Origin of the sequence: Aeromonas sp. QDB11 (assembly GCF_027705265.1) — a bacterium.
Taxonomy (GTDB): Bacteria; Pseudomonadota; Gammaproteobacteria; order Enterobacterales; family Aeromonadaceae; genus Aeromonas; species Aeromonas allosaccharophila.
On sequence record NZ_JAPDBM010000076.1, the window covers coordinates 1 to 21,690 of the forward strand.

Below are 21,690 nucleotides of genomic sequence, written 5' to 3' on the forward strand. Positions count from 1 at the left end.
ATCCATTTTTTTGCTCGACCATACTCCACGGCTTCTTTGAGGATCTCGTTCTCCATGGTCTTCTTCCCGAGCAGACGTTGTAGCTCTCGGATCTGCTTGATGGCAGCAGCCAACTCGGAAGCAGGAACAACATCCTCACCGGCGGTGATCGCCGTGAGAGACCCTTCTTGGAATTGCTTACGCCATTTGAAAAGCTGGTTTGCGTTGACGTCGTGCAAGCGAGCAACATGAGAGACGGTCATCCCGGGCTCAAAGGTCTGCTGCACGATGGCGATCTTTTCTTGTGGAGTCCGGCGTCGACGGCGCTCGGCCCCTGTTAACACTTCGACCATCTTCTCGTTGTGACTAGTACTGAACATAGCTCCAAGACTACCTCTTAAGTTAAGAGGGGCGAAGTGTCTGGATCTTCAAGGGGCCAATCTATTTGGCGGATACAGGACCCGGTGACAGAGAGGCTGTGTATTTATGTGATCTGTGGCGAAAGATATCTGGTCAGATTATTGAAAATTGCCTCTTCTCATCATGAAGGCCTCATTGGAGGCATAGCGGGCAGTGCCAACCCATCTGACAGAAACCCATCCCACCCAATTTTTCAGACGACATCGAGCCTACGTCACCTAGCACACAACTTAGCCAGAATGGCTATCCCGATTCAGTGACCTGCCTCAGAGGGTGGCAAGCCCGTCATCTTCCCGGTCCGGTTCACCGTCGGCAAATTGCTGGCCGAGCCAGTGATAGAAGGCGCGGCACTCCGGCATCCCCTCGCTCTCCTGATGCACCAGCAGATCCCACTGCGGCCCCTTGACCCGACGGGTGGAGAGCGGCAACAGCAACCCCTGCTGACGAGCGGGACGGGAGAGCAGTTCGCTCACCAGCGCCACACCGAGTCCGGCGCTGGCCGCCTCCAGCAGCAGGCCGGGATCGGAGAAGTTGAGTCCCCGGGTCTGCAGGTGCAGATCCTCTCCCCCTCTCAGCGTCCAGTGATGCCAATCCAGCTCCCGCTCGCCATGCAGGGTGGTGCGCTCCTCCGCGGGCCGTGACAACACGGTTGCGGTAGCCACCGGCAGCAAGCGATCTGCCAGCAGGTGCTGATGGCGACACTCGGCCTGCGGCGCGAGATCCCAGCGCAGGGTGAGATCAATGGTCTGCTCGGCCATGTCGGGCTCTTCGTCGCTGGTAAACAGCCAGAGATCGATATCGGGATGCTGGCGATGAAACTCCCCCAATCGCGGCAGCAGCCAGTGGCGGGCGATGGCGGTGCTGGTGTTGAGCACCAGCTGGTTCGGTTTGCGGTACTGCTCCAACCGCTGGATCCCCATCGCCAGCTGCAACAGCACGCTCTGGGTGGTCTCCAGCAGATCCTGCCCCGCATCGGTCAGCGCGACCGAGCGCCCCTGCCGGTGAAACAGCGGCTGGCCGAGTAGCTCCTCCAGCGAGCGGATCTGCTGGCTGATGGCGGACTGGGTCAGGTGCAGCTCCTGCGCCGCCTGATGAAAACTACCGAGTCTGGCCGCCGCCTCAAAGCCCCGCAGCACGTTGAGCGGGGGCCACTGCTTGAACACCATTGATTAGCTCCACTTATCACTTTTACGGAAAATCGATCGTTTGTTCGCCGCCACGGCCACGGATAGTCTATTACTCAACGCAATTCGATTAACAGCGCTTGTCACTTCCGGTCAATCAGCGACAGCAAAGAGCGCCCTCATTCAAGGAGTTTTCCATGCCATCCCGACGCAACGTATTGAAACAGCTGGCGGCCATCGGCGTGCTGGCCGGGCTCAGCAACCTGCCGGGCAAGGTGTACGCGGCCAGCGGCAATGCCGATGAGGATGCTGCCAACACCAGCGGCAAGCAATTCCATATGCCCGATGAAGCCGCTCCTCAGGCGCAGGTCTGGGTCGCCTTTGCCGCCAGTGCCGATATCTGGGGTCGCGACTACAAGGAGGTGCAGACCACCATCGGGCGGCTGGTTCAAGCCATGACCCCTTACACCAAGGTGAGCGTGCTCTGCCGCGAAGAGGAGGAGGCGCTGGCCCGCAAGCTCTGTGGCGAGCAGAACACCCGCTTTATCGTCGCCGAGCTGGACGATATCTGGCTGCGCGATACCGGCGGCGTCTTCGTTCAGAACGGCGAAGGGGAGCTGGGGCTGGTGGATTTCAACTTTAACGGCTGGGGTGACAAGCAGGAGTACGAACAGGATGCGGGCGTCGCCGAGCTGGTCAGCAAGCAGGCGGATGCTCACTATCTGCAGAGCACGCTGACTGGCGAGGGGGGCGGCATCGAGGTGGATGGCAACGGCACCGCCATCATGACCGAGAGCTGCTGGCTCAACAGCAACCGCAACCCGGGGGTGAGCAAGGCGCAACTGGAGGCGGAGCTGAAAGCCAATCTGGGGCTGCGCAAAATCATCTGGCTGCCGGGTATCAAGGGCAAGGACATCACAGATGCCCACGTCGACTTCTACGCCCGCTTTGTGCGCCCCGGGGTGGTGGTGGTCAATCTGGACAACGATCCGGAATCTCACGACTACGAGGTGACCCGCCAGCATCTGGCCATCCTCAAGCAGGCCACCGATGCGGACGGCAACAAGCTGGAGCTGCATATGTTGCCGCCCCCGCTCGATGTGCGGGATAACCGCTTTAGCCGCAGCCGCGACTTTGCCGCCGGTTATATCAACTATCTGCCGATCAATGGTGCGGTGATCGCCCCCGAGTTTGGCGACAAGGCCGCCGACCGCTACTGCCATGATCTGCTGGCCAGGCTCTACCCCGGCCGCCAAATCGTGCAGATCAATATCGATCCGGTGGCCGCCGGTGGCGGCGGCATTCACTGCATCACCCTCCACCAGCCAGCCTGACCCTCCCCTACCCACTGATAACCCGGGGCGTTGCCACGCCCCGGGTTATCTCGCCATGCCATTTTTGTTAACCACGAGCCCCTGACCCGCCTCGGCCCTGCATCTTGGCCAGCTATGTCATATAAGACGTTGCCCCGGTCACACTCCTGACCTGTTCACAACGTCGAGGCCATGTGGCGCTTTTCATTGCCGCCCCAGAAGTGTATTTTTGCCCGATGGCTAAAAATGGAGCCAAAAGAAGATGTCTGGCGAATGCGTTCATCACCAGAGATTGGTCGGCAATTTTGTGATTTAAAATGAATTTTCGTGGCGGCGATCAGGGCGAACCTGAGTTATATGGAAGGCTCTATTAACAAATTATGACCGCCTACCATCTAATCACTGTTATGTGACATGGGAGAATTTCTTTGTATCGTTTTGGTCTTTTCAAGCCTAAATTTTATGTTGGGCTGTTAAATTACGCAGGTGTTCCTTCGATAATTATATATTTTATCTTTATGTGTATAGTTCCATGGTTTTATGGTGATTGGGACTATGTTCATGGTGTTTGGTTAGATTGACAAACTTTGAATACAGGTGTACTTGCTTTCCTTTCGAGCATCACGGCATTTAAAATTTCTAGCGTGACAGTTGAAAAACAAAGACAACGAGACTTTGTTGCATCAAGAGCTCTCTTACCTCAAAAGTTAGACGATTTGTGTCAGTATCTTAGTGATAGTGCTAAAAGCTTACAAAGTGCGTATTACAGTCGTGGACATCGCTCAGAAATGTCTGAAATTACGGTTCCTAAATTGAGTGAAGCGCATTTTGAAACGTTTCAAGAGTGTATTCGACATGCAACTCCCGAGGTCGGTGATTATTTAGCAAAAGTACTCAATATGCTGCAAGTTCATGGTGCACGACTTGAAACCGTGTGTAAGAAAACGCAAACAAACCAACGGTATTACAACACTCTTTTCTATGGGATAGCAGAGCTTAAAGTTAGTGTTGATAACCTGTTTCCTTTAGCTCGTGGCGAAGAAGATAATATTTCTGGCAAAGTGAACAAAGAATCAATAAGCAGGGCTCTGCATATCTTGGGCATATACTACGAAAAAACAGAAAATCTAGAGTCGTATGTAAATGAAAAAGTGTGCCCGTAGGTTCGATTAGCGAAGCGTAATCGGACGTTCGCGTAAATGGGTTCTCCCGCGATAACGGTCACCCGCATTGCCCCTCTGGCAGGTGCCGCTGACTCACGGAAACACCGGAACTGCGGCATCTCGATCGTCCGATTACGCTTCGCTAATCGAACCTACATGGGACGGTAATATGTGGTGAAGCCGGTTGGCGCGGATCAACCAATCTGACACGATCGCCATAAATAACGATCGTCAAAAACAACAGCCCGTAGGTTCGATTAGCCGTAAGGCGTAATCGAACGTTCGCGTCAATCAATTCTCCCGCGATAACGGCTACCCGCATTTTCCCTCTGGCAGGCCGCTGCTGACTCACGGAGACAACCATAAAATTAGGACACCCACCTTCCTGAGAAAACCGCTGTATAGCCAGCACAGCCAGGATGGACGTCTTTTTATCGATAGTATGTTTCGCAAAAATCACGCCAACATAGCAAAGCATTTCAGAATGATTCGCAAGGCTTGGCATTTTCGGTGTAAGGTTGGGTTTCGTGTTTACGGTGCAATGATTTAGGTTAGGTAGCAGCGTAGCTCACCTATTAATATGATGTTATCTCGCTTTAAAGGATTAGACATGATTAAGCTCAGGCCCATGACCGCAAGTGAATATCCAGCATATTGCGATTACTTTATTGATGATTACAGCCGTGAAATAGCTGAAAATTATGGCCACTCAATAGATAGAGCGATAGAGTTAGCCAATCAGGAGCTTCTTCGTAGCTTTCCTAATGGCTTGGAAAGCGATAAGCATGAATTATTGTGCATCGAATCAGATTTAGAATTAGTTGGTTATTTGTGGCATTCGATTAACGCCGATGATAAATCCACGTTTATTTATGACTTCTTCATTTTCTCAAATCGTCGCAATAACGGTTATGGGAAGTTGGCAATTTCTGCGTTTGAATCACAATTAACATCAATTGGGATTGAGCAAATTAAATTGCGAGTAGCGTACCATAATCAAAGAGCGTTAAAACTGTATCAAGATGTTGGCTTTGCCATTTCTGGCTACAATATGTCAAAGAAGATAGGCTTAAATTAGGAAACCCACCTTTCTGAACAAACTCCGTATAGCCAGCCCGTAGGTTCGATTAGCCGCCAGGCGTAATCGGACGTTCGCGCAAATCAATTCGCCCGCTATCACGGCCACCTAATTCCCCCTCTAACAGAGGCCGATGATTGACGGAAACTCCGGGGCAACTGTGCCTCGATCGTCCGATTACGCTTCGCTAATCGAACCTACATGGAGCGGTAATATGTGGGATATGCAGGTTAGAGCGGATCAGCCAATCTGATGCGATCGCCATAATCACAATCACCACAAATAAAAGAGCCGCCCTTATGGGCGGCTCTTTGTATCAACGATGGATGGCTGATTCGTCTTGTTACTGAATCGTCTTTTTACTGAATCGTTATTGGGCCTTGGGCGCTTCAACCGCCGCGGTCGCCGGTTGGTCATCTTCCTTGATCCAGGCATCCAGCAGGGTGTAACCCACCGCCAGCACCACGGGGCCGATAAACAGACCGATGATCCCCATGGTCAGCAAGCCACCGATAACCCCCACCAGGATCAGGATCAGCGGCAGGTCGGCGCCACGCTTGATCAGGAAGGGGCGCAGGAAGTTGTCCATGGTGCCCGCAAACAGTGACCACACCAGCAGGAAGGTGCCCCAGGTGGTGTCGCCGCTCCAGTAGAGATAGCCGATACAGGCCAACAGCACCGGGAAGGGGCCGATCTGGGCGACGATCAGCAGGAACATCACCACCACCAAAATCATGGCGTAGGGGATACCGGCAATCAGCAGGCCGACACCGGCCACCGTGGATTGCACCAGCGCGGTCACCACCACCCCCATCGCCACGGCGCGGATCGCCTGTGAAGCGAGCACGGTGGCATTGTCACCACGCTGGCCCGCCAGTCGGTGGGCAAAGCGGCGAATGCCGGTCGCCACCACTTCACCTGAGTGATAGAGCAGGCCGCAGATACCGACCGTCAGCAGGAAGTGAACGAACAGCAGCCCCAGATTACCAGCCTGAGAGGCGAGCCAGCGGGCAGTCTGGCCGAAATAGGGAGCCAGCTTGGCAAACAGCACCTGACCACCGCTCGCCAGAATTTGCTGCCAGAACTCATACAACTTGGTACCCACCAGCGGGATCTGTTGCAGCCAGAGCAGCTCCGGTGGCGGCGACTGGCTGATATGGGTGCCCAGCTCGATCAGCATGGGGGCCTTCTCCGCCACATTGGCCAGCGTCATAAAGAGCGGGATGACAAATATCAGCAGCAGCACCAGCGTCATAAACAGGGCCGCCAGCGAACGCTTGCCCCACAGCAGGCGCTGCATCATCAGCATCAGTGGCCAGGTGGCGATGGTGATCATGGTGGCCCACACCAGTGCTGGCAGGAAGGGCTGCAACACCAAGAAACAGGAGATAATCAGGAGGCTGATAAACAGCACCCCCAGGGTTGTCTTGGCCAAATCCACTTTTTTCACATTCATAGAGTTCCCTTGTCAGAGCCGTTGCCCTTGGGTCGTGTGTCGCATTTCAAGAAAGAGAGTATCCACCAGAGGCCCGCGCTCAACCAGAGCCCCAGCCCGAAAAAGAGCGATAACTGGCCGAGCAGGATGTTAAGCGAACTGCTGGTCAGCAGCGGCACCGCCCACAGCCCGGCCCCGATCACTGCGCCCCCCGCCAGCGTGACCATGCCGGTCAGGATGGGGGGATAACCTCCGCGACTCAGGGTAAGCAAGCCGCCAATCCAGAGCCCGAGCGCCGTCAGGCCGATCCCGGTCAGATGGGCAGATTGGGTCAGTCCCCCGAGCGCCAGCGCGGCGGCAATCAGCAGCAGCCAGCCAACCGCATGCCCATCGGCACGCCAGCAGGGGCGAGCAGCCAGCAGCAAGGCGCCGATCAGCAGCCCCGCCGCCACGTCGGAGATAAAGTGCACCCCGAGCCAGACCCGCGCCAGACCGGTGACCAGCGCCAGCAACCGCGCCAACGAGAGCGCCCGCCAGCGGTGCGTCGGCCACAGCCAGCCAAGCAACGCCCCCCAGAACAACAGCGCCGAGGCGGTATGGCCGCTCGGCATGCCAAAGCCCTGAGCACTGTGAGTCGCCAGCAGAGGTTGCAGATGAAAGGGGCGCGGCCAGCCGATCCCCTCTTTGCCCGCTTGCACCAGCAGCCCAAGCCACAGCATGGCGAACAGCAGTTGGCGCAGCCGCGGCCACCCCAGCAGCGGGAGCAGCAAAGGTATCAGGGCAAGCTGAAAGCCGCCTGAACCAAACAGATTGCTGACCGACAACCACCAGACATCGGGCCCCAGCCACTGCTGCAGGCGCAGCATCAGCGGGATCTCGGCCTGATGCAGCGCACTGCCCTGCGCCACGAAATCGGCCTGCCAGCGCACCTCGCTCTCTGGCACCTTATCCAGTCGGGATTGCAGCCAGTCGAGCTGATCCGGGAAACGGCGCTGCTCGCGGGGGAGCTTGTCCACCGCGATCAAGCGGGCGTTGAGGATCTCCCCACCCAGATTGGGAGCCTGCAGCAGCGAGACAAAATCGGAATCTTGCTGGGCGACGATAGGTTCCAGAGTGCGGCAGGCAAAGACCTGTGCTTTCTGCCAGCGGCCAAGATCCGCGACGATTTCCCCGCGCAGACCGGTTTCTTCATACAGCTCGCGCAGCGCCGCCTGCTGCGGGCTCTCGCCGCCATCTATATAGCCACCGCTCAGGCTATAGCGGGAGGAGATGCGATCCTGCACCAGCAGCAGTTGATCCTGATGGCGGATGGCGCAGGCCGCTGCCGTCGGTGCCGCCGGTTCGGCGCTCAGGGCTGGCAGAGCGGCAAACAGCGCCAGCAACAGTAAAAAGAGGGTTCTCGACATCAATTTGCTTTCCCTATGCACAATGGCGACAAGCCTCCCAGAAATCAGATAGTTGGGCAACGGTAGCGGCCGGATCGCCACCGTTCCCGCCGCGCTGGCGGTGCACAGAAGATTGCGATGAAGCAGGGCACTCCCTACTATTGGCGGCTATCTTCAATTTCATGCAGCAAACGCTGGAGCCCTCCATGAGACAGTTCGGCTTTTTCCTCGGCATCGCCATCGGTGTCATTTTGATCCTGTTCGGCAGCATCGTCATCTTCCAGGCGCTCCCTGCCGCACTGGACGTGCTGGAGATGCCAAGCCGCATCCCGTTCGTGCGCGAGGTCTACACCTGGCTGATGACCAGCGCCAACGGCCTCACCGCCCAGCTGGAGCAGAACTTCCTGGAAGCCTTCCAGACCGTGCTCAAGCTGATCCTGCTCATCACCTTCATGTGGGTCTGCGTCAAGCTGGTCAACATGGGGGTGCTGATTATCCGTGCCGGGGTTGATCTCATCCGCACCGCCATCGCCCACAGCGAAGGCCCCCACGACCAGAAGAAGCCGGATCAGCACGATCACTTCTGACTGAGCCGTGGTCAACGGATGTGAACGCTGCCGCCCCCAACCGGGGCGGCAGCTTTATATGCGCGGTATGAAGGCCCCTCCCAGCCCCTATGAATACCCGATAAAGCAGCGGCTTTCCCTTGTGAATCAGCAAACTGCCCATATGTTGCATCACCTTGACATGGTTTGCGCCCCGCACGGCGGCTGCCCGGTTTCTATCCCGACCCCGTGCTCTGGTATAATCGACCACCTCTTTTCCCCGTTATGGAGCCTGTTCATGCCCAATCATGCAGAAAGTGCCCTCGAGGTTCGTCTCGACAAGTGGCTGTGGGCGGCCCGATTCTACAAGACCCGCTCCATTGCGCGGGATCAGATAGACGGGGGCAAGGTGCACTACAATGGTCAGCGCAGCAAACCGGGCAAACAGGTGGAAGTGGGTGCATTGATCCGCTTCTGGCAGGGGCAGGACGAACGCGAAGTGCGGGTGCTGGCCTTGAGCGAGCAGCGCAAATCAGCCCCGCTGGCCCAGCAGCTCTATGAAGAGACCGCCGAGAGTCTGAAGAAACGGGCCGAGAACAGCGAGGCACGCCGCTTCAACAGCCAGTTTGCCCCCAGCCCCGAGCGCCGCCCCGACAAGCAGGAGCGACGCCAGTTGCTCAAGGTCAAACAGTACTGACCGACCCCGATTTGATACCGGGCTGGCATCAACCCCAGCCCGCCCGATTTACCTCACCGAAAAGCCAGGAATACATGATGAGCAACCAAGATCTGCTGTATCGCTATCTGTTTGAAGAGTACGAAGTGCGTGGCGAGCTGGTCCAGCTGGATCACACCTACCGCCACGTGGTGGAAGCCCAGAACTACCCGGTGCAGGTGCAAAAACTGCTGGGCGAGCTGCTGGTTGCCACCAGCCTGCTGACCGCCACCCTCAAGTTTGAAGGCTCCATTACCGTACAGCTGCAGGGCGATGGCCCGGTGCGTCTTGCCGTGATCAATGGTGACAACAACCAGCAGCTGCGCGGCGTTGCCCGCTATGAAGGCGAGCTGCCGAGCGATGGCAAGCTGCAGAGCCTGATCGGCAACGGCCAGCTGATCATCACCATCACCCCGGAGCAGGGCGAGCGCTATCAGGGCATCATCGCGCTGGACGCCGATACTCTGGCAGGCTGCCTGGAGCACTACTTCGCCCGCTCCGAACAGCTGGCGACCAAGCTGTGGATCCGCACCGGTTACCACGAAGGTGCGCCGCGCGCCGCCGGCATCATGCTGCAGGAGCTGCCCGCCCAGAGCGAGGATCACAGCAACGATTTCGATCACCTCACCCAGCTCACCAGCACCATCAAGGATGAAGAGCTGTTCGGGCTGGAAGCGGAAGAGATCCTCTACCGTCTCTACCATCAGGACAAGGTACGGGTGTTCGATCCGCAGGCGGTCGAGTTCCGTTGCACCTGCTCCCGCGAGCGCTGCGAAGGGGCTCTGTTGCAGATAGAAAAGGAAGAGGTGATGGAGATGGTGCAGGAGCTCGGCAAGATCGACATGCACTGTGATTATTGCGGCGCCCAGTACCAATTTAATGGGATCGATGTCGAAACCCTGTTCAGCAGGGCTCCCGGCAATGATGCAAACCAGTTACACTAATTAAAGGCGGGCAAAACCCGCCTTTAACTTTAATAACAAAAAAATACCCTATTTTATAAAGTTTGATGGCGATCGCTAAACTCTACCACCTAAGTGATAGGATGACCGTCAGATAGAACCCTACCAACCTCTGAACCCAGGAGAATACAATGACAATCGTGGCAGAACCCACCCTGGCCCAACAATTAGGACTGGACCAGTACGGCATCACAAACAGCCAAGAAATCGTTCGCAACCCCTCTTACGACCAGCTTTTCGCGGAAGAGACACGTTCTGACCTGGAAGGGTTCGAGCGCGGTGTGGTGACCGAGCTGGGCGCCGTCAACGTCAACACCGGGATCTTCACCGGTCGCTCCCCGAAAGATAAATATATCGTCAAAGATGCCACTACCCAGAACACTGTATGGTGGTCTGACCAGGGTAAAAACGATAACAAAGCCATTAGCCCGGAAGTGTGGTCACATCTGAAAGCGCTGGTCACCAAACAGCTCTCCGGCAAGCGCCTGTTTGTGGTCGACGGCTTCTGCGGCGCCAACCCGGATACCCGTCTGGCCGTGCGCGTCATCACCGAGGTGGCTTGGCAGGCTCACTTCGTGAAGAACATGTTCATCCGCCCGAGCGATGAAGAGCTGAAAACCTTCAAGCCTGACTTCGTGGTGATGAACGGTGCCAAGTGCACCAACCCGAACTGGAAGGAGCAGGGTCTCAACTCCGAGAACTTTGTTGCCTTCAACCTGACCGAGAAGATCCAGCTCATCGGCGGCACCTGGTACGGTGGCGAGATGAAGAAGGGCATGTTCTCGATGATGAACTACTTCCTGCCCCTGCGCGGCATTGCCTCCATGCACTGCTCCGCCAACGTGGGTCAGGACGGCGACGTCGCCATCTTCTTCGGCCTCTCCGGCACCGGCAAGACCACCCTCTCCACCGATCCCAAGCGTCAGCTGATCGGCGATGACGAGCACGGCTGGGACGACGACGGCGTATTCAACTTCGAAGGTGGCTGCTACGCCAAGACCATCAAGCTCTCCGAAGAGGCCGAGCCGGACATCTACCACGCCATCCGTCGCGATGCGCTGCTGGAGAACGTGACCGTTGCTGCCGATGGCACCATCGACTTCGATGATGGCTCCAAGACCGAGAACACCCGCGTCTCCTACCCCATTTATCACATCGAAAACATCGTCAAGCCGGTCTCCAAGGCAGGTCATGCCACCAAGGTGATCTTCCTGACTGCCGACGCCTTCGGCGTGCTGCCCCCGGTCTCCAAACTGACCAAAGAGCAGACCAAGTACCACTTCCTGTCTGGCTTCACCGCCAAACTGGCCGGTACCGAGCGCGGCATCACAGAGCCGACTCCGACCTTCTCCTCCTGCTTCGGCGCAGCCTTCCTCTCCCTGCACCCGACCAAGTACGGTCAGGAGCTGGTAAAACGGATGGAAGCGGCAGGTGCAGAGGCCTATCTGGTCAACACCGGCTGGAACGGCACCGGCAAGCGCATCTCCATCAAGGATACCCGCGCCATCATCGACGCCATCCTGGATGGCTCCATCGAGAAGGCCGAGACCAAGGTGCTGCCGATCTTCAATCTGGAGATCCCGACCGCGCTGCACGATGTGAACCCGGCGATCCTCGACCCGCGCGACACTTACGCCGACAAGGCCGAGTGGGATGCCAAGGCCGTCGATCTGGCAGGCCGCTTCATCAAGAACTTCGAGCGCTTCACCGATAACGACGAAGGCAAACGTCTGGTTGCGGCAGGCCCGCAGCTGTAATAGCCCCGCTTCGTATCAGTGACATCATGCCGGTCAGCCACGCTGACCGGCATTTTTGTTTTTATGGAGCCCCGAACGCCGCCAGCCACGCGGCGGCGAGCCCCTAAACCTTGCCTTGCCACTCCTGACGGGGTAGATTCAGCCAAACTTTATACAATATACAATTTTGTAACGCCCAATCGTGACCCGACCATGACCCCACCCTACAAGACCCGAACCCAGATGGTGATGGAAAACCTCCGTGGCCGGATCCTGCGTGGCGAATTCCCCGCCGGCGCCCCCCTGCGTCAGGATGCCATCGCCAAGGAGCTGGCCGTGAGCCGCATTCCGGTGCGCGAAGCATTGATGCAGCTGGAGGCACAGGGGCTGGTCAAGTTCGAAGCCCATCGCGGCGCCGTGGTCACCATGCTGGACGCCTCGGCCATCGAAGAGCTCTTTTATTTGCGAGCACTGCTGGAAGCCGATACCCTGTTTCACGCCGTCGACAAGATGACGGAAGCCACCTTCGCGCAAGCGGAGGCGATCCTCGCCCAGTTTGATCACGCCCTGGAGTCAGGCACCCAGATCGAACATTGGGCCGAGTTGAACCACAGCTTTCACGCCACCCTCTATCAGGCAGCCGGTCGCCCCCTGGCACTGGATCTCATCGCCCAGATCAATCTGAGCTGTGACCGCTATGTCCGCTTCGAGCTGCTGTTTGCCAGCGACGGCGTAGACAAGGCGGAGCGTGAACACGCCCAATTGCTGGAACTGTGCCGCGCCCGGCGCAAGCACGAGGCGGTGGTGCTGCTCAAGCAGCATATCGAAGCGGCAGGCCAGTCGATCAAGCGGATCCTGGCCAGCGGCCATAAAAACTGAACACTCATATAGCAACCATCTGGCACTAACGACATGAATAATTTCGAGATAATTGAAACCCGCGTCGCCCAAGTCAGGGCCGAGCTGGCCATGCAGGAGTTGGACGCCTTTATCGTCCCCCACGATGATGAGCACCTCGGCGAGTACATCCCCGCCTATGCCGAGCGGCTTGACTGGATCACCGGTTTCAACGGCTCTGCCGGGGTCGCCATCATCATGACCCAGCGAGCAGCCCTCTTTGTCGATGGTCGCTATACGGTGCAGGCGCGGATGCAAACCCCCGCCGAGCTGTTCGAATTCCTCCACCTCAATGAAGATCCCCACGTCCAGTGGCTGGCCGACCAGCTGCCGTCAGGCTCCCGGGTTGGCTTCGATGCCCGCCTGCACAGCCTGACCTGGTACAAGCATGCCAAAGCGGTGCTGGCCGATCGCGGTATCGAGCTGATCCGCGTCGAGCAGAACCCCATCGACCTGAACTGGAGCGATCGCCCGGAGCCGACCAAGAGCCCGGTCATCCTCTACAGCGAGGAGCTGGCGGGCCAGTCCAGCCAGTCCAAACGTGAACAGCTGGCTGCCGACCTGCGCAAGCGCGGGCTGGATGCGGTGCTGCTGACCCAGGCCGAGCCCATCAACTGGCTGCTCAACCTGCGTGGCCGCGACATCGACCGGCTGCCGGTGGTGCTGGGCTTTGCGGTGCTCTACGCCAATACCAGCATGGATTTCTTCGTCGATACCGACAAAATTGACTGCTTCGCCTTCACCCAACACGTAGGCCAAGACGTCTCCGTCTATCCCATCGACAAGCTGGGCGATGTGCTGCAGCGCATCGGTGAAGATCAGCAGAAGGTGCTGGCCGATCCGGACAGCGCCAACGCCTGGACCCAGCTCATCATGGAAGAGGCGGGCGCCATTCTGGTGGCCGGCCAAGACCCGACCATGCTGCCAAAAGCGTGCAAGAACGAGATCGAGCTGACCGGCATGCGCGCCGCTCACCTGCGCGATGGCGTTGCCATGACCCGCTTCCTCGCCTGGCTGGATCGGCTGATCGCCTCCGGCGAGTTCGAGGGGGTGGATGAAGGCACCCTGGCCGATCAGGTGGAAGCGTTCCGCCGCGAGCAGGAACACTACGTCGAGCCGAGCTTCGACACCATCTCCGCGCTCGGCCCCAACGCCGCCATGTGCCACTACCACCACACCAATGGCACTCCCCGTGCATTCGGCCAGGACAGCCTCTATCTGCTGGACTCCGGCGCGCAATACATGGATGGCACCACTGACATCACCCGCACCATCAAGGTGGGTGAGGTGAGCGACGAGCAGAAAGCGATGTTTACCCGGGTACTGCAGGGCCATATCGCGCTGGATCAGGCCTGCTTCCCCCGCGGCACCGCCGGTATCCAGCTCGACGTGCTGGCCCGCATGCCGCTGTGGCAAGCCGGTTACAACTATGACCACGGCACCGGTCACGGCGTCGGCCACTTCCTGAGTGTCCACGAAGGGCCCCAGCGCATCGCGCCGAAAGGGAGCATGGTCGCTCTGCAACCGGGCATGGTGCTCTCCAACGAGCCGGGCTACTACCGCGAAGATGGTTTTGGCATCCGCTGCGAAAACCTGGTGGTGGTGACCGAGCTGGAACAGGTTGGCGAGCTGCCGATGCTGGGCTTCGAACGGCTGACCTACGTGCCGTTCGATACCCGCCTGATCGACCGCAGCCTGCTGAGCCCGGCCGAATTCCGCTGGATCAACGAATACCACGTCGAGGTGTTCCGCCGCCTGAGCCCGCTGCTCGAGGGCGAGGATCTCGCCTGGCTGGAGCAGGCAACCAGCCTCATCTGATGACACAGGGCCTGCGGGCCCTGTTTTTTTATCGCCCCTTTTGACCTGTATCAACACCCCGAACGAGCAGGTCAGGAGAATGGCGGCCATGAAAAGTCATCACGCCAGCCCAGCCCGGGGCTCACACGCCGCAGCCAGCAAAAAGGCGAGTGACCACCCCAGACTCATGCGCGAGCAGCAGACGGTCAGCGCCATGATCCGCCTCTACTGCCAGCACCATCATCAGGATCCCCACTGCCGCCACTGTCGCCAGCTGCGGGATTTCGCCCATCAGCGCCTTCGTCGCTGCCGTTACAACCATGGCAACAAACCCACCTGCGCCAACTGCACGATCCACTGCTACGCCCCGGCGATGCGCAAAGAGATCCAGCAGGTGATGAAGTGGAGCGGCCCGCGCATGTTGCTGCGCCACCCCTGGCTCACCCTCCGTCATCTGCTCGATGGCTTGCGCAAAGCCCCCAAACAGCCCCAGAGCCGGCCCCTGCCACCATAACCGCCAATCCCTTGCATCCGGCAGGGGATGACCACTACCCTATGACTCCTTTTCTGCCGTTGACCCAACCGTCAGCGGCGTTGCTGATCCGCTTGCTGCCGATGGAGTCCTGATGCACCACAACCCGCCCCTGCTACGCCCCGCCACCCACCATGACATGCACGCCATCTGGCAGATCGATGCCAAGGTGTTTGGCGACGATGTCTATCCCGCCTTCTTCTTCCGTCAGGCGATGGATTTGTGGCCCGAGCTGCTGTTGGTGGCCGAATACGAGGGGCAGCTGGTGGGTTATGTGCTGGGGGGATTCGGTCAGGAGCGGTCGCAAGGCTGGGTGCTCTCGCTGGCGGTGCTGCCCGAGGCGCGCGGTTTCGGCCTGGCCGAGCGAATGATGCGCCAGATGGAGGCCAACCAGCAGGCGCTGCAGATCAGCGAACTGCGGCTCACGGTCGATCCGGTCAATCCGGCCCAGCGCCTCTACTACCGGCTCGGTTACACATTGCAGGCGGAGGTCGCCGACTATTTCGGCCCCGGAGAAGACCGTCTGCTACTGGTCAAAACTCTCTCCGGTACAGCTGCGATTCAAGGACAAAACCGGTTACAGAACGCATAATTGGTTACATTTTGCCGATTTCATGTGTGACGGGGTTGGAGTAGAGTTCACTCATCAACCGGATTGTTCAAATTACGTGCAGCCCAGGAGGCCCACCATGTTGAAGCGTATGACCCTTATTGCCCTGCTGGCAGCGACCACCATCACCGGATGCGCCAACAGCGACGTTTACTCCGGCGATGTCTACACCAAAGACCGCGCCAAACAGGTGCAGACTGTCAGCTACGGCACCATCATCTCCACCCGCCCGGTGAAGATCCAGGCCGATGAGAACTCACTGGTGGGCACCATTGGCGGCGCCGTGGTCGGCGGCCTGCTCGGTAGCACCATTGGTGGTGGCCGGGGCAGCGATATCGCCGCCGCCGGTGGTGCCATCGCCGGTGCAGCGGCAGGCAACGCCATCGGCAACAAGGTGAATCAGGTCGACGGCGTCGAGCTGGAGATCAAGAAAGAGAGCGGCGAAGCCATCGTGGTGGTGCAGAAAGCCAGCCCCACCTTCGTACCGGGCGCGCGGGTGCGCATGACCCAGGGCAATGGCAGCATCAACGTGGCCGTCGTGAACTAAGCGTGTGAACTCAGTTTTTGCCACGCTCGAGTTATAAAAAAACCGCCGGAACCGGCGGTTTTTTGTTGTCTGACGTTCGGGATTACATGCTGTAAGCCTTCTCGCCGTGGGAGGTGACATCCAGCCCTTCCCGCTCGGCATCGCCGTTCACCCGCAGCCCCACCAGCATGTCGACCGCCTTGAAGGCAATCGCCGCCACGGCACCGGACCAGAGGATGGTGACACCGACCCCGATGGCCTGGATCTTCACCTGAGTCAGGATGGAGTAGCCCTCGGCCACCTGATTGGTGACATAGTCCCACACCCCGGTGCCGCCCAGATCCGGGCTGGCAAAGACGCCGGTCAGCAGGGCACCGAGAATGCCGCACACCCCGTGCACGCCAAACACGTCCAGACTGTCATCGGCCCCCAGCAGGCGCTTGAGACCGTGGACACCCCACAGACCCGCCACGCCACTGATCAGGCCCATAATCAGACCACCGCCCACTCCGACGAAACCGGCTGCCGGGGTGATCACCACCAGACCGGATACTGCGCCAGAGGCCGCGCCCAGCAGGGAAGGACGGCCTTTCATCACCCACTCGGCCAAGGTCCAGGAAAGCGCGGCCGCAGCCGGAGCCACCCAGGTGTTGATAAAGGCGAGTGCGGCGATACCGTTGGCTTCCAGTGCGGAGCCGGCGTTGAAACCGAACCAGCCAAACCAGAGCAGGGAGGCGCCGATCATGGTCATGGTCAGGCTGTGCGGGGTCATGGGATCACGACCGTAGCCCAGACGCTTGCCCACCAGATAGGCCCCCACCAGACCCGCCACGGCGGCGTTGATGTGCACTACGGTGCCGCCGGCGAAGTCCAGCGCACCATGCTGGAACAGATAACCGGCAGTGGCGGTCGCGGTTGCGGCAGCCTCGGCGCTGGTATAGGCATCCGGACCCGCCCAGTACCACACCATGTGAGCCAGCGGGATGTAGGCGAAGGTGAACCAGATCACCGAGAAGAGCAGCACGGCGGCGAACTTGATGCGCTCGGCAAACGCCCCCACGATAAGGCCGCAGGTGATGGCGGCAAAGGCCCCCTGGAACACCACATAGATCAGCTCGCTGATCCCGACACCCTTGCTGAAGGTGGCGGCGATGGAGTCAGGCGTCACCCCCTTGAGCAGCACCTTGCTGAAGGAGCCGTAGAAATTGCCCCCCTCGGTAAAGGCCAGCGAATAGCCGTAGATCACCCAGAGCACGCAGATGAGGCAGAACAGGGTAAAGACCTGCATCAGCACACTCAGCATGTTTTTGGCCCGCACCAGACCACCGTAGAAGAGGGCCAGACCGGGGATCGACATCAGGATCACCAGCGCCGCCGAGAGCAGCATCCAGGTGTTGTCACCCTTGTTGATTGTCACGGCGGCAACCGGTGCCACCGCAGCCTGAACCTGAGCGACCTCTTCGGCCCAACTTGGGGTAACCAGCAAGGCAGGCAACATCGTCAGACCTGCCATCATCCATTTTTTGACCATAGAGCACTCTCCTTCCCTGTCGTACCGGTACGAGACCGGCTCCGTTTCCCTGATTGAATCTGTGGCGAGCCGCAAGGTGTTGCAGCAACCCGCCAGAATCACACCCGTGCCCGGCACGGGGATATCTCTTGCTACCGCCTCATCACTGCGTCTGCCGCCGATGACCGCAAGAGACCGTCTGACAGATAAAAAGCATAAAGCGGGCCATAAATTTAAATCCTTTAAAATCATAAAATTAACTATCGACGAAACCCTGTTTGCACCAACATGGCGCACTGGCTGCGCCAACCCGCCCTGGGCCGCCCTGTCACAGGGCAGGCGATAACGTGCGCACCAGAAGTGCGCAAACCCGGAGCCAGCCCACAAGCTGACATCATCGATATCGCCTGCTGCGGGCCCGCTCGTTTACACTGACAGACCAGCCGCTTCCTGTTATCCGAGCACGGCATACCATTACGCAGCCCCTTGTTTGCAAGGTGATGGCAGGCCCAATCCGAGGAACACCATGCAGTTCGATCGTCTCGACATCAGACTCTCCCACTACCGCCATCTCGACCGGGAGCATCGTGCCCACATCACGCTGCTGGGGGGATTGATGCTGGTCATCATGGTCCTTCATCTGTTGCTGCTGCCCCATTTCCCGTTCGCTCGCCTTCATGTCATCAGCTTTGGCTTCGAGGGGATCAACTGGCTGACCATGCTGTTCCTGTTCTGGGTGGTGCAGTGCGCCCCTCTGCCCACCAGAACCTATCGCCTGCTCTGCTACGGCCTGATGTTGTGGATCATGGGGGCCACCGCCGACATCATGGACGAGTTGGTCGCCCAACCACTCTGGATCGCTATCTATGCCGAGGATCTGCTGCGCTCCAGCGGCATCCTGCTCAGCAGCATCGGCATCCTGAGCACCATGCACCACCTCTTTCACGTCAACGCTCAGCTCAGACAACAGGCGCTGTTTGACGATCTGACCCGGCTGCCAAACCGGCGCTACTTTCATCAGCAGCTGTTTCTGGAGCAGGGCGAGAGCCAGGGGCTCATTCTGCTGGATCTCGATCACTTCAAGGTGATCAATGACAACTACGGTCACGATATCGGGGATCGGGTGTTGCTGCAGTTTGGCGAGCTGTTGCAGCAGCACTGCCCGCCCGGGGCGCTGGCGGCCCGCATTGGCGGAGAGGAGTTTGCCCTGCTGCTGCCCGAAGCAAACGAAGCCCGATTACAGCAACTGGCCAACACCCTGCTGACGGCGACCCGCGCCATCGCCCCCGACCCGGCCCATCCCCTGACAGTCAGCCTGGGAGTAGGGGTCCGCGAGCCCAAGGAGTCGGCAGTCTCGCTGTTCAAGCGGGCGGATCAGGCGCTCTATGGCGCCAAGGAGGCGGGCAGAAATTGCGCCGTATGGGCAACCCCGGTCAATCACGGGACGTGAGCATCTGCCGGAGCAATGATGAGCACTGCAGCAAACATCCAGACAAAATGGGCCAGACGGCCCCTTTTTCCTGCATGAAATTGTGGCGGCTTAAAAGCGGAAGGTCAGACCGATATTGGCCTGCCACTGGGTCACCAGCTCGCCCCGTACCTTGAACACGCACTGCTCCGGGTTGCAGAGAAACTGGCTGCTGTCGTTGACCAGTGAGCCATAACCGCGCACCTCGGCACGCAGCGCCAGATGCTCGGCGAGGCGCGGTTGCACCCCGAGCGCCAGCGACATGGAGGGGGTCACCTCGCTGTCGTAGGCGGCGAAACGGGTCACCCCGATCCCGGCACCGATATAAGGTGCCATCAGGTTGTCAGAGAGGGTCAGCGCACCGGCAAAGTGCAGGGTATCGACCGTCAGGCGATCCGGCTGGTCGGGGGAGAGGGTGGTGGACTGGTGGCTATAGAGCAGTTCGATCATGCCGGGATCATCCACCTCCTTGCTGATAAAGAGGCCCCAACTGCCGGAGCTCTGCCCCTGCAGTGAATCGAGCGAGGCAGAAAGCGGCACCGGCTGCACCTCGTCGCTCTTCTCGAAGTCGATGGACGAGCTGTAGCCGAAAAACGGCGTCACCTGCCAACCGGATGTGGCCGCGCCCTCGGCACTCCAGACCTGCCCGAATGGCAGCAGCAGCCCCATTATCACGATCCTTGCTCTCTTCATCATCGATCCCTGAACTCAATGTGATTGTTCAAAGAGCATACCAGAGTCATCCTGCTCCAATCCTGGATGGCGGCTGTACCGGTTCGATTTCATGGCGGTGATCACACTCACCGGTTGCGCTGCAGGCCAGCACCACTGCCGCCGCTATGCGGCACCTACCACCATTCATCGACGGTTAACCTCTGCCACGTATGCTGGCGCCAAATCGGGTCATCGGGGCCCGTTATTACCACTCAGAAGGACATCAGGGAATGGTTGCCGCGCAACTCAACGACCCCAAAACCACCCTCGCGGATACCCTGCGGGCCACCGCGCATGCCATCGAAGAGAGCCATATCAGCCTGCGCCAGATGCTCGCACTGGTGGGTGAACAGGGCATGCTGCTGTTTTGCGTGCTGCTCACCGTCCCCTTCCTGCTGCCGGTCTCCATCCCCGGCGTCAGCACCCCGTTTGGCCTGCTGATCCTCTTTATCGGCATCGGCATCACCCTCAACCGGGTGCCCTGGCTGCCCGCCATGCTGATGGAGCGCCGCTTCGCCGCCGACCAGCTCAAGCCGACCTTGCACAAGGGGGCGGATCTGCTGGCACGGGTCGATCGCGTGATCCGCCCGCGTCTGCTGTTGCTGACCGGCAGCAACACGGTCAACCGCTGCAACGGCCTGCTGATCATGCTGGCCGCCCTGCTGCTGATGTTGCCCCTGGGCGCCATCCCGTTTACCAATGCCATGCCTGCCTGGGCCATCCTGCTGCTTGCCACCGGCATGTTGCAGCGGGACGGCCTGTTCGTCGCCAGCGGCTACCTGCTGGTGAGCGCGACTCTGGTCTGGTTCAGCGTGCTGGCCATCGGCTTGCTGATGGCGGGCCAGAGCGCCACCGGCCTGCTCGGCTAACCCCGATGCACAGAAAAAGGGCGACCAGATGGTCGCCCTTTTTGATTTGTGCGGGATACCGCCCGGTCAAAGCAGATCGTAGATAAGGGCCGAGATGGCAAGCAGCCCCATCACCAACACAAAAAGGGTACTCGGCCCGCGATAACGCTTGAGTGCGGGCAAGCGATAGATGGAGCAGGCCGGCAGCAGAAACAGGATCACCGCGATCAGCGGGCCACTGACGCGCTCGATGATGTCGAGCACATTGGGGTTCAGATAGGTGATGACGGCAGTCACCATAAACAGGATCACCGACGACACCCGGGCGATGGTCGACTCCCTGAGGGAGAGCCCCAGCCCCTGACAGGCACCGCTCACCATGCTCACCGTCCCCTCACTCACCCCCATGGAAGTGCCGAGGAAGGATTTGGACATGGCCAGAATGGCGATGAGCGGCCCCACATAGGCGATCAGCGGGTTGGAGAACTTGTTCGCCAGCGCCGACAGCACCGAGATATTGTCGGTACGGGCCAGCGCCATCTCGGCCTGACTCAGGCTCATCACGCAGCTCACCACGAAAAAGAGCACGCTGCCGCAAATCAGCATGCTGCTGCACTTGATGATCCGCTTGGCGCGCCGATCGGCACTCTCCTGACAACGCTTCTTCTGCGCCGCACTGAAGGAGGAAATAATGGGCGCATGGCTAAAGGAGAACACCATCACCGGCACGATCAGCCAGAGGGATTTCCAGAATGCCGGATCACGCCAGTCCACCGCCTGACTTTCGGAAAAATAGGAGAGGCTCCACTGGGGCAACAGATAGATGGAGAGGCCAATCAGAAAGGCGACCATCGGCAGGTAACTGTTCACCCAGATGGCATTGACAGGAAAAAGTGAGACGATCATCCCTTGATCCACTGTTGCCCCTTGCCT

General features: G+C 59.0%; 22 protein-coding genes. 15 read left to right on the top strand and 7 right to left on the bottom strand.

Annotated elements, in window-relative coordinates; translation table 11 throughout:
* Together OKC40_RS19295 and OKC40_RS19300 are read right to left on the bottom strand one after the other, a co-directional pair.
* The coding region (locus OKC40_RS19295) for a transposase (protein WP_270796642.1) at window positions 1–332 on the bottom strand (332 nt) is incomplete at its 3' end.
* Between the two features lie 333 nt (window positions 333–665).
* On the bottom strand, window positions 666–1,565 hold the full coding sequence (locus tag OKC40_RS19300) for a LysR family transcriptional regulator (protein WP_042062198.1): 900 nt from the start codon (window positions 1,563–1,565) through the stop codon (window positions 666–668).
* Between the two features lie 155 nt (window positions 1,566–1,720).
* Here OKC40_RS19300 and OKC40_RS19305 point away from each other — a divergent pair, with 155 nt between their 5' ends.
* The 3 genes from OKC40_RS19305 to OKC40_RS19315 all read left to right on the top strand — a co-directional run bounded on the left by OKC40_RS19305 (window position 1,721) and on the right by OKC40_RS19315 (window position 5,077).
* Window positions 1,721–2,857: an agmatine deiminase family protein gene (locus OKC40_RS19305; RefSeq protein ID WP_182938348.1), complete on the top strand. Its 1,137-nt coding sequence runs from the start codon at window positions 1,721–1,723 to the stop codon at window positions 2,855–2,857.
* A gap of 566 nt (window positions 2,858–3,423) precedes the next feature.
* Window positions 3,424–3,999 (top strand): hypothetical protein, encoded by a 576-nt coding sequence (locus OKC40_RS19310; RefSeq protein WP_182938349.1) that lies wholly within the window; start codon window positions 3,424–3,426, stop codon window positions 3,997–3,999.
* 610 nt (window positions 4,000–4,609) lie between these two features.
* Complete coding sequence (locus OKC40_RS19315; protein ID WP_182938350.1) at window positions 4,610–5,077, top strand: GNAT family N-acetyltransferase; 468 nt, start codon at window positions 4,610–4,612, stop codon at window positions 5,075–5,077.
* A 370-nt stretch (window positions 5,078–5,447) separates the two neighbouring features.
* On the opposite strand, the gene ydiK is transcribed toward OKC40_RS19315, so the two are convergent.
* Window positions 5,448–6,533, bottom strand: a complete 1,086-nt coding sequence (gene ydiK, locus OKC40_RS19320) for an AI-2E family transporter YdiK (RefSeq protein WP_042062190.1) — start codon at window positions 6,531–6,533, stop codon at window positions 5,448–5,450.
* Entirely contained in the window at window positions 6,530–7,918 is a 1,389-nt protein-coding gene (locus OKC40_RS19325) for a bifunctional NUDIX hydrolase/phosphatase PAP2 family protein (protein WP_182938351.1), read from the bottom strand. Before OKC40_RS19325 ends, ydiK begins: the two co-directional genes overlap by 4 nt.
* A 185-nt stretch (window positions 7,919–8,103) precedes the next feature.
* Between OKC40_RS19325 and OKC40_RS19330 the strand changes: the two genes are divergently transcribed.
* The 9 genes from OKC40_RS19330 to OKC40_RS19370 all read left to right on the top strand — a co-directional run bounded on the left by OKC40_RS19330 (window position 8,104) and on the right by OKC40_RS19370 (window position 16,238).
* Entirely contained in the window at window positions 8,104–8,484 is a 381-nt protein-coding gene (locus tag OKC40_RS19330; protein ID WP_005340143.1) for a hypothetical protein, read from the top strand.
* A gap of 256 nt (window positions 8,485–8,740) precedes the next feature.
* A complete protein-coding gene (hslR, locus tag OKC40_RS19335) occupies window positions 8,741–9,139 on the top strand; it encodes a ribosome-associated heat shock protein Hsp15 (RefSeq protein ID WP_005340141.1) in 399 nt (132 codons plus the stop codon).
* Window positions 9,140–9,216: 77 nt separating this feature from the next.
* Entirely contained in the window at window positions 9,217–10,101 is an 885-nt protein-coding gene (hslO, locus tag OKC40_RS19340; protein WP_042062184.1) for an Hsp33 family molecular chaperone HslO, read from the top strand.
* Window positions 10,102–10,250: 149 nt separating this feature from the next.
* Window positions 10,251–11,876 (top strand): phosphoenolpyruvate carboxykinase (ATP), encoded by a 1,626-nt coding sequence (gene pckA / locus OKC40_RS19345; protein ID WP_042062183.1) that lies wholly within the window; start codon window positions 10,251–10,253, stop codon window positions 11,874–11,876.
* A 192-nt stretch (window positions 11,877–12,068) separates the two neighbouring features.
* Window positions 12,069–12,734 carry a GntR family transcriptional regulator gene (locus tag OKC40_RS19350; RefSeq protein WP_182938352.1) on the top strand — a complete coding sequence of 222 codons (666 nt, stop codon included), beginning with the start codon at window positions 12,069–12,071 and terminating at the stop codon, window positions 12,732–12,734.
* Window positions 12,735–12,767: 33 nt separating this feature from the next.
* Window positions 12,768–14,570, top strand: coding sequence for an aminopeptidase P family protein (locus OKC40_RS19355; RefSeq protein WP_182938353.1), 1,803 nt, complete (start codon window positions 12,768–12,770; stop codon window positions 14,568–14,570).
* An 88-nt stretch (window positions 14,571–14,658) separates the two neighbouring features.
* The gene (locus OKC40_RS19360; RefSeq protein WP_075112837.1) at window positions 14,659–15,063 is read left to right on the top strand and encodes a nitrous oxide-stimulated promoter family protein; all 405 of its coding nucleotides are present in this window, start codon (window positions 14,659–14,661) and stop codon (window positions 15,061–15,063) included.
* 112 nt (window positions 15,064–15,175) lie between these two features.
* On the top strand, window positions 15,176–15,673 hold the full coding sequence (locus OKC40_RS19365) for a GNAT family N-acetyltransferase (protein WP_182938354.1): 498 nt from the start codon (window positions 15,176–15,178) through the stop codon (window positions 15,671–15,673).
* A gap of 97 nt (window positions 15,674–15,770) precedes the next feature.
* A complete protein-coding gene (locus OKC40_RS19370; RefSeq protein WP_182938355.1) occupies window positions 15,771–16,238 on the top strand; it encodes a glycine zipper 2TM domain-containing protein in 468 nt (155 codons plus the stop codon).
* An 82-nt stretch (window positions 16,239–16,320) separates the two neighbouring features.
* On the opposite strand, the gene amt is transcribed toward OKC40_RS19370, so the two are convergent.
* Complete coding sequence (gene amt / locus OKC40_RS19375; protein ID WP_042655723.1) at window positions 16,321–17,748, bottom strand: ammonium transporter; 1,428 nt, start codon at window positions 17,746–17,748, stop codon at window positions 16,321–16,323.
* Window positions 17,749–17,824: 76 nt separating this feature from the next.
* Here amt and OKC40_RS19380 point away from each other — a divergent pair, with 76 nt between their 5' ends.
* A complete protein-coding gene (locus OKC40_RS19380; protein ID WP_270692471.1) occupies window positions 17,825–18,073 on the top strand; it encodes a hypothetical protein in 249 nt (82 codons plus the stop codon).
* A 180-nt stretch (window positions 18,074–18,253) separates the two neighbouring features.
* Window positions 18,254–19,177: a GGDEF domain-containing protein gene (locus tag OKC40_RS19385; protein WP_270796649.1), complete on the top strand. Its 924-nt coding sequence runs from the start codon at window positions 18,254–18,256 to the stop codon at window positions 19,175–19,177.
* A gap of 90 nt (window positions 19,178–19,267) precedes the next feature.
* Here OKC40_RS19385 and OKC40_RS19390 read toward each other — a convergent pair whose 3' ends face one another.
* Complete coding sequence (locus tag OKC40_RS19390) at window positions 19,268–19,888, bottom strand: outer membrane beta-barrel protein (protein ID WP_270692472.1); 621 nt, start codon at window positions 19,886–19,888, stop codon at window positions 19,268–19,270.
* Between the two features lie 251 nt (window positions 19,889–20,139).
* Here OKC40_RS19390 and OKC40_RS19395 point away from each other — a divergent pair, with 251 nt between their 5' ends.
* Window positions 20,140–20,778 (top strand): exopolysaccharide biosynthesis protein, encoded by a 639-nt coding sequence (locus tag OKC40_RS19395; RefSeq protein ID WP_270692473.1) that lies wholly within the window; start codon window positions 20,140–20,142, stop codon window positions 20,776–20,778.
* 66 nt (window positions 20,779–20,844) lie between these two features.
* On the opposite strand, the gene OKC40_RS19400 is transcribed toward OKC40_RS19395, so the two are convergent.
* Window positions 20,845–21,690: amino acid permease (locus tag OKC40_RS19400; protein WP_270796650.1), on the bottom strand; the 846-nt coding region annotated here is incomplete at its 5' end.

Excerpts from the sequence above, each read along its gene's own strand:
- OKC40_RS19300 (WP_042062198.1), bottom strand. The coding sequence starts at position 1,565 with ATGGTGTTCAAGCAGTGGCCCCCGCTCAACGTGCTGCGGGGCTTTGAG.
- OKC40_RS19305 (WP_182938348.1), top strand. The coding sequence starts at position 1,721 with ATGCCATCCCGACGCAACGTATTGAAACAGCTGGCGGCCATCGGCGTG.
- OKC40_RS19315 (WP_182938350.1), top strand. The coding sequence starts at position 4,610 with ATGATTAAGCTCAGGCCCATGACCGCAAGTGAATATCCAGCATATTGC.
- ydiK (WP_042062190.1), bottom strand. The coding sequence starts at position 6,533 with ATGAATGTGAAAAAAGTGGATTTGGCCAAGACAACCCTGGGGGTGCTG.
- OKC40_RS19325 (WP_182938351.1), bottom strand. The coding sequence starts at position 7,918 with ATGTCGAGAACCCTCTTTTTACTGTTGCTGGCGCTGTTTGCCGCTCTG.
- OKC40_RS19330 (WP_005340143.1), top strand. The coding sequence starts at position 8,104 with ATGAGACAGTTCGGCTTTTTCCTCGGCATCGCCATCGGTGTCATTTTG.
- hslR (WP_005340141.1), top strand. The coding sequence starts at position 8,741 with ATGCCCAATCATGCAGAAAGTGCCCTCGAGGTTCGTCTCGACAAGTGG.
- hslO (WP_042062184.1), top strand. The coding sequence starts at position 9,217 with ATGAGCAACCAAGATCTGCTGTATCGCTATCTGTTTGAAGAGTACGAA.
- pckA (WP_042062183.1), top strand. The coding sequence starts at position 10,251 with ATGACAATCGTGGCAGAACCCACCCTGGCCCAACAATTAGGACTGGAC.
- OKC40_RS19350 (WP_182938352.1), top strand. The coding sequence starts at position 12,069 with ATGACCCCACCCTACAAGACCCGAACCCAGATGGTGATGGAAAACCTC.
- OKC40_RS19355 (WP_182938353.1), top strand. The coding sequence starts at position 12,768 with ATGAATAATTTCGAGATAATTGAAACCCGCGTCGCCCAAGTCAGGGCC.
- OKC40_RS19360 (WP_075112837.1), top strand. The coding sequence starts at position 14,659 with ATGAAAAGTCATCACGCCAGCCCAGCCCGGGGCTCACACGCCGCAGCC.
- OKC40_RS19365 (WP_182938354.1), top strand. The coding sequence starts at position 15,176 with ATGCACCACAACCCGCCCCTGCTACGCCCCGCCACCCACCATGACATG.
- OKC40_RS19370 (WP_182938355.1), top strand. The coding sequence starts at position 15,771 with ATGTTGAAGCGTATGACCCTTATTGCCCTGCTGGCAGCGACCACCATC.
- amt (WP_042655723.1), bottom strand. The coding sequence starts at position 17,748 with ATGGTCAAAAAATGGATGATGGCAGGTCTGACGATGTTGCCTGCCTTG.
- OKC40_RS19385 (WP_270796649.1), top strand. The coding sequence starts at position 18,254 with ATGCAGTTCGATCGTCTCGACATCAGACTCTCCCACTACCGCCATCTC.
- OKC40_RS19390 (WP_270692472.1), bottom strand. The coding sequence starts at position 19,888 with ATGAAGAGAGCAAGGATCGTGATAATGGGGCTGCTGCTGCCATTCGGG.
- OKC40_RS19395 (WP_270692473.1), top strand. The coding sequence starts at position 20,140 with ATGGTTGCCGCGCAACTCAACGACCCCAAAACCACCCTCGCGGATACC.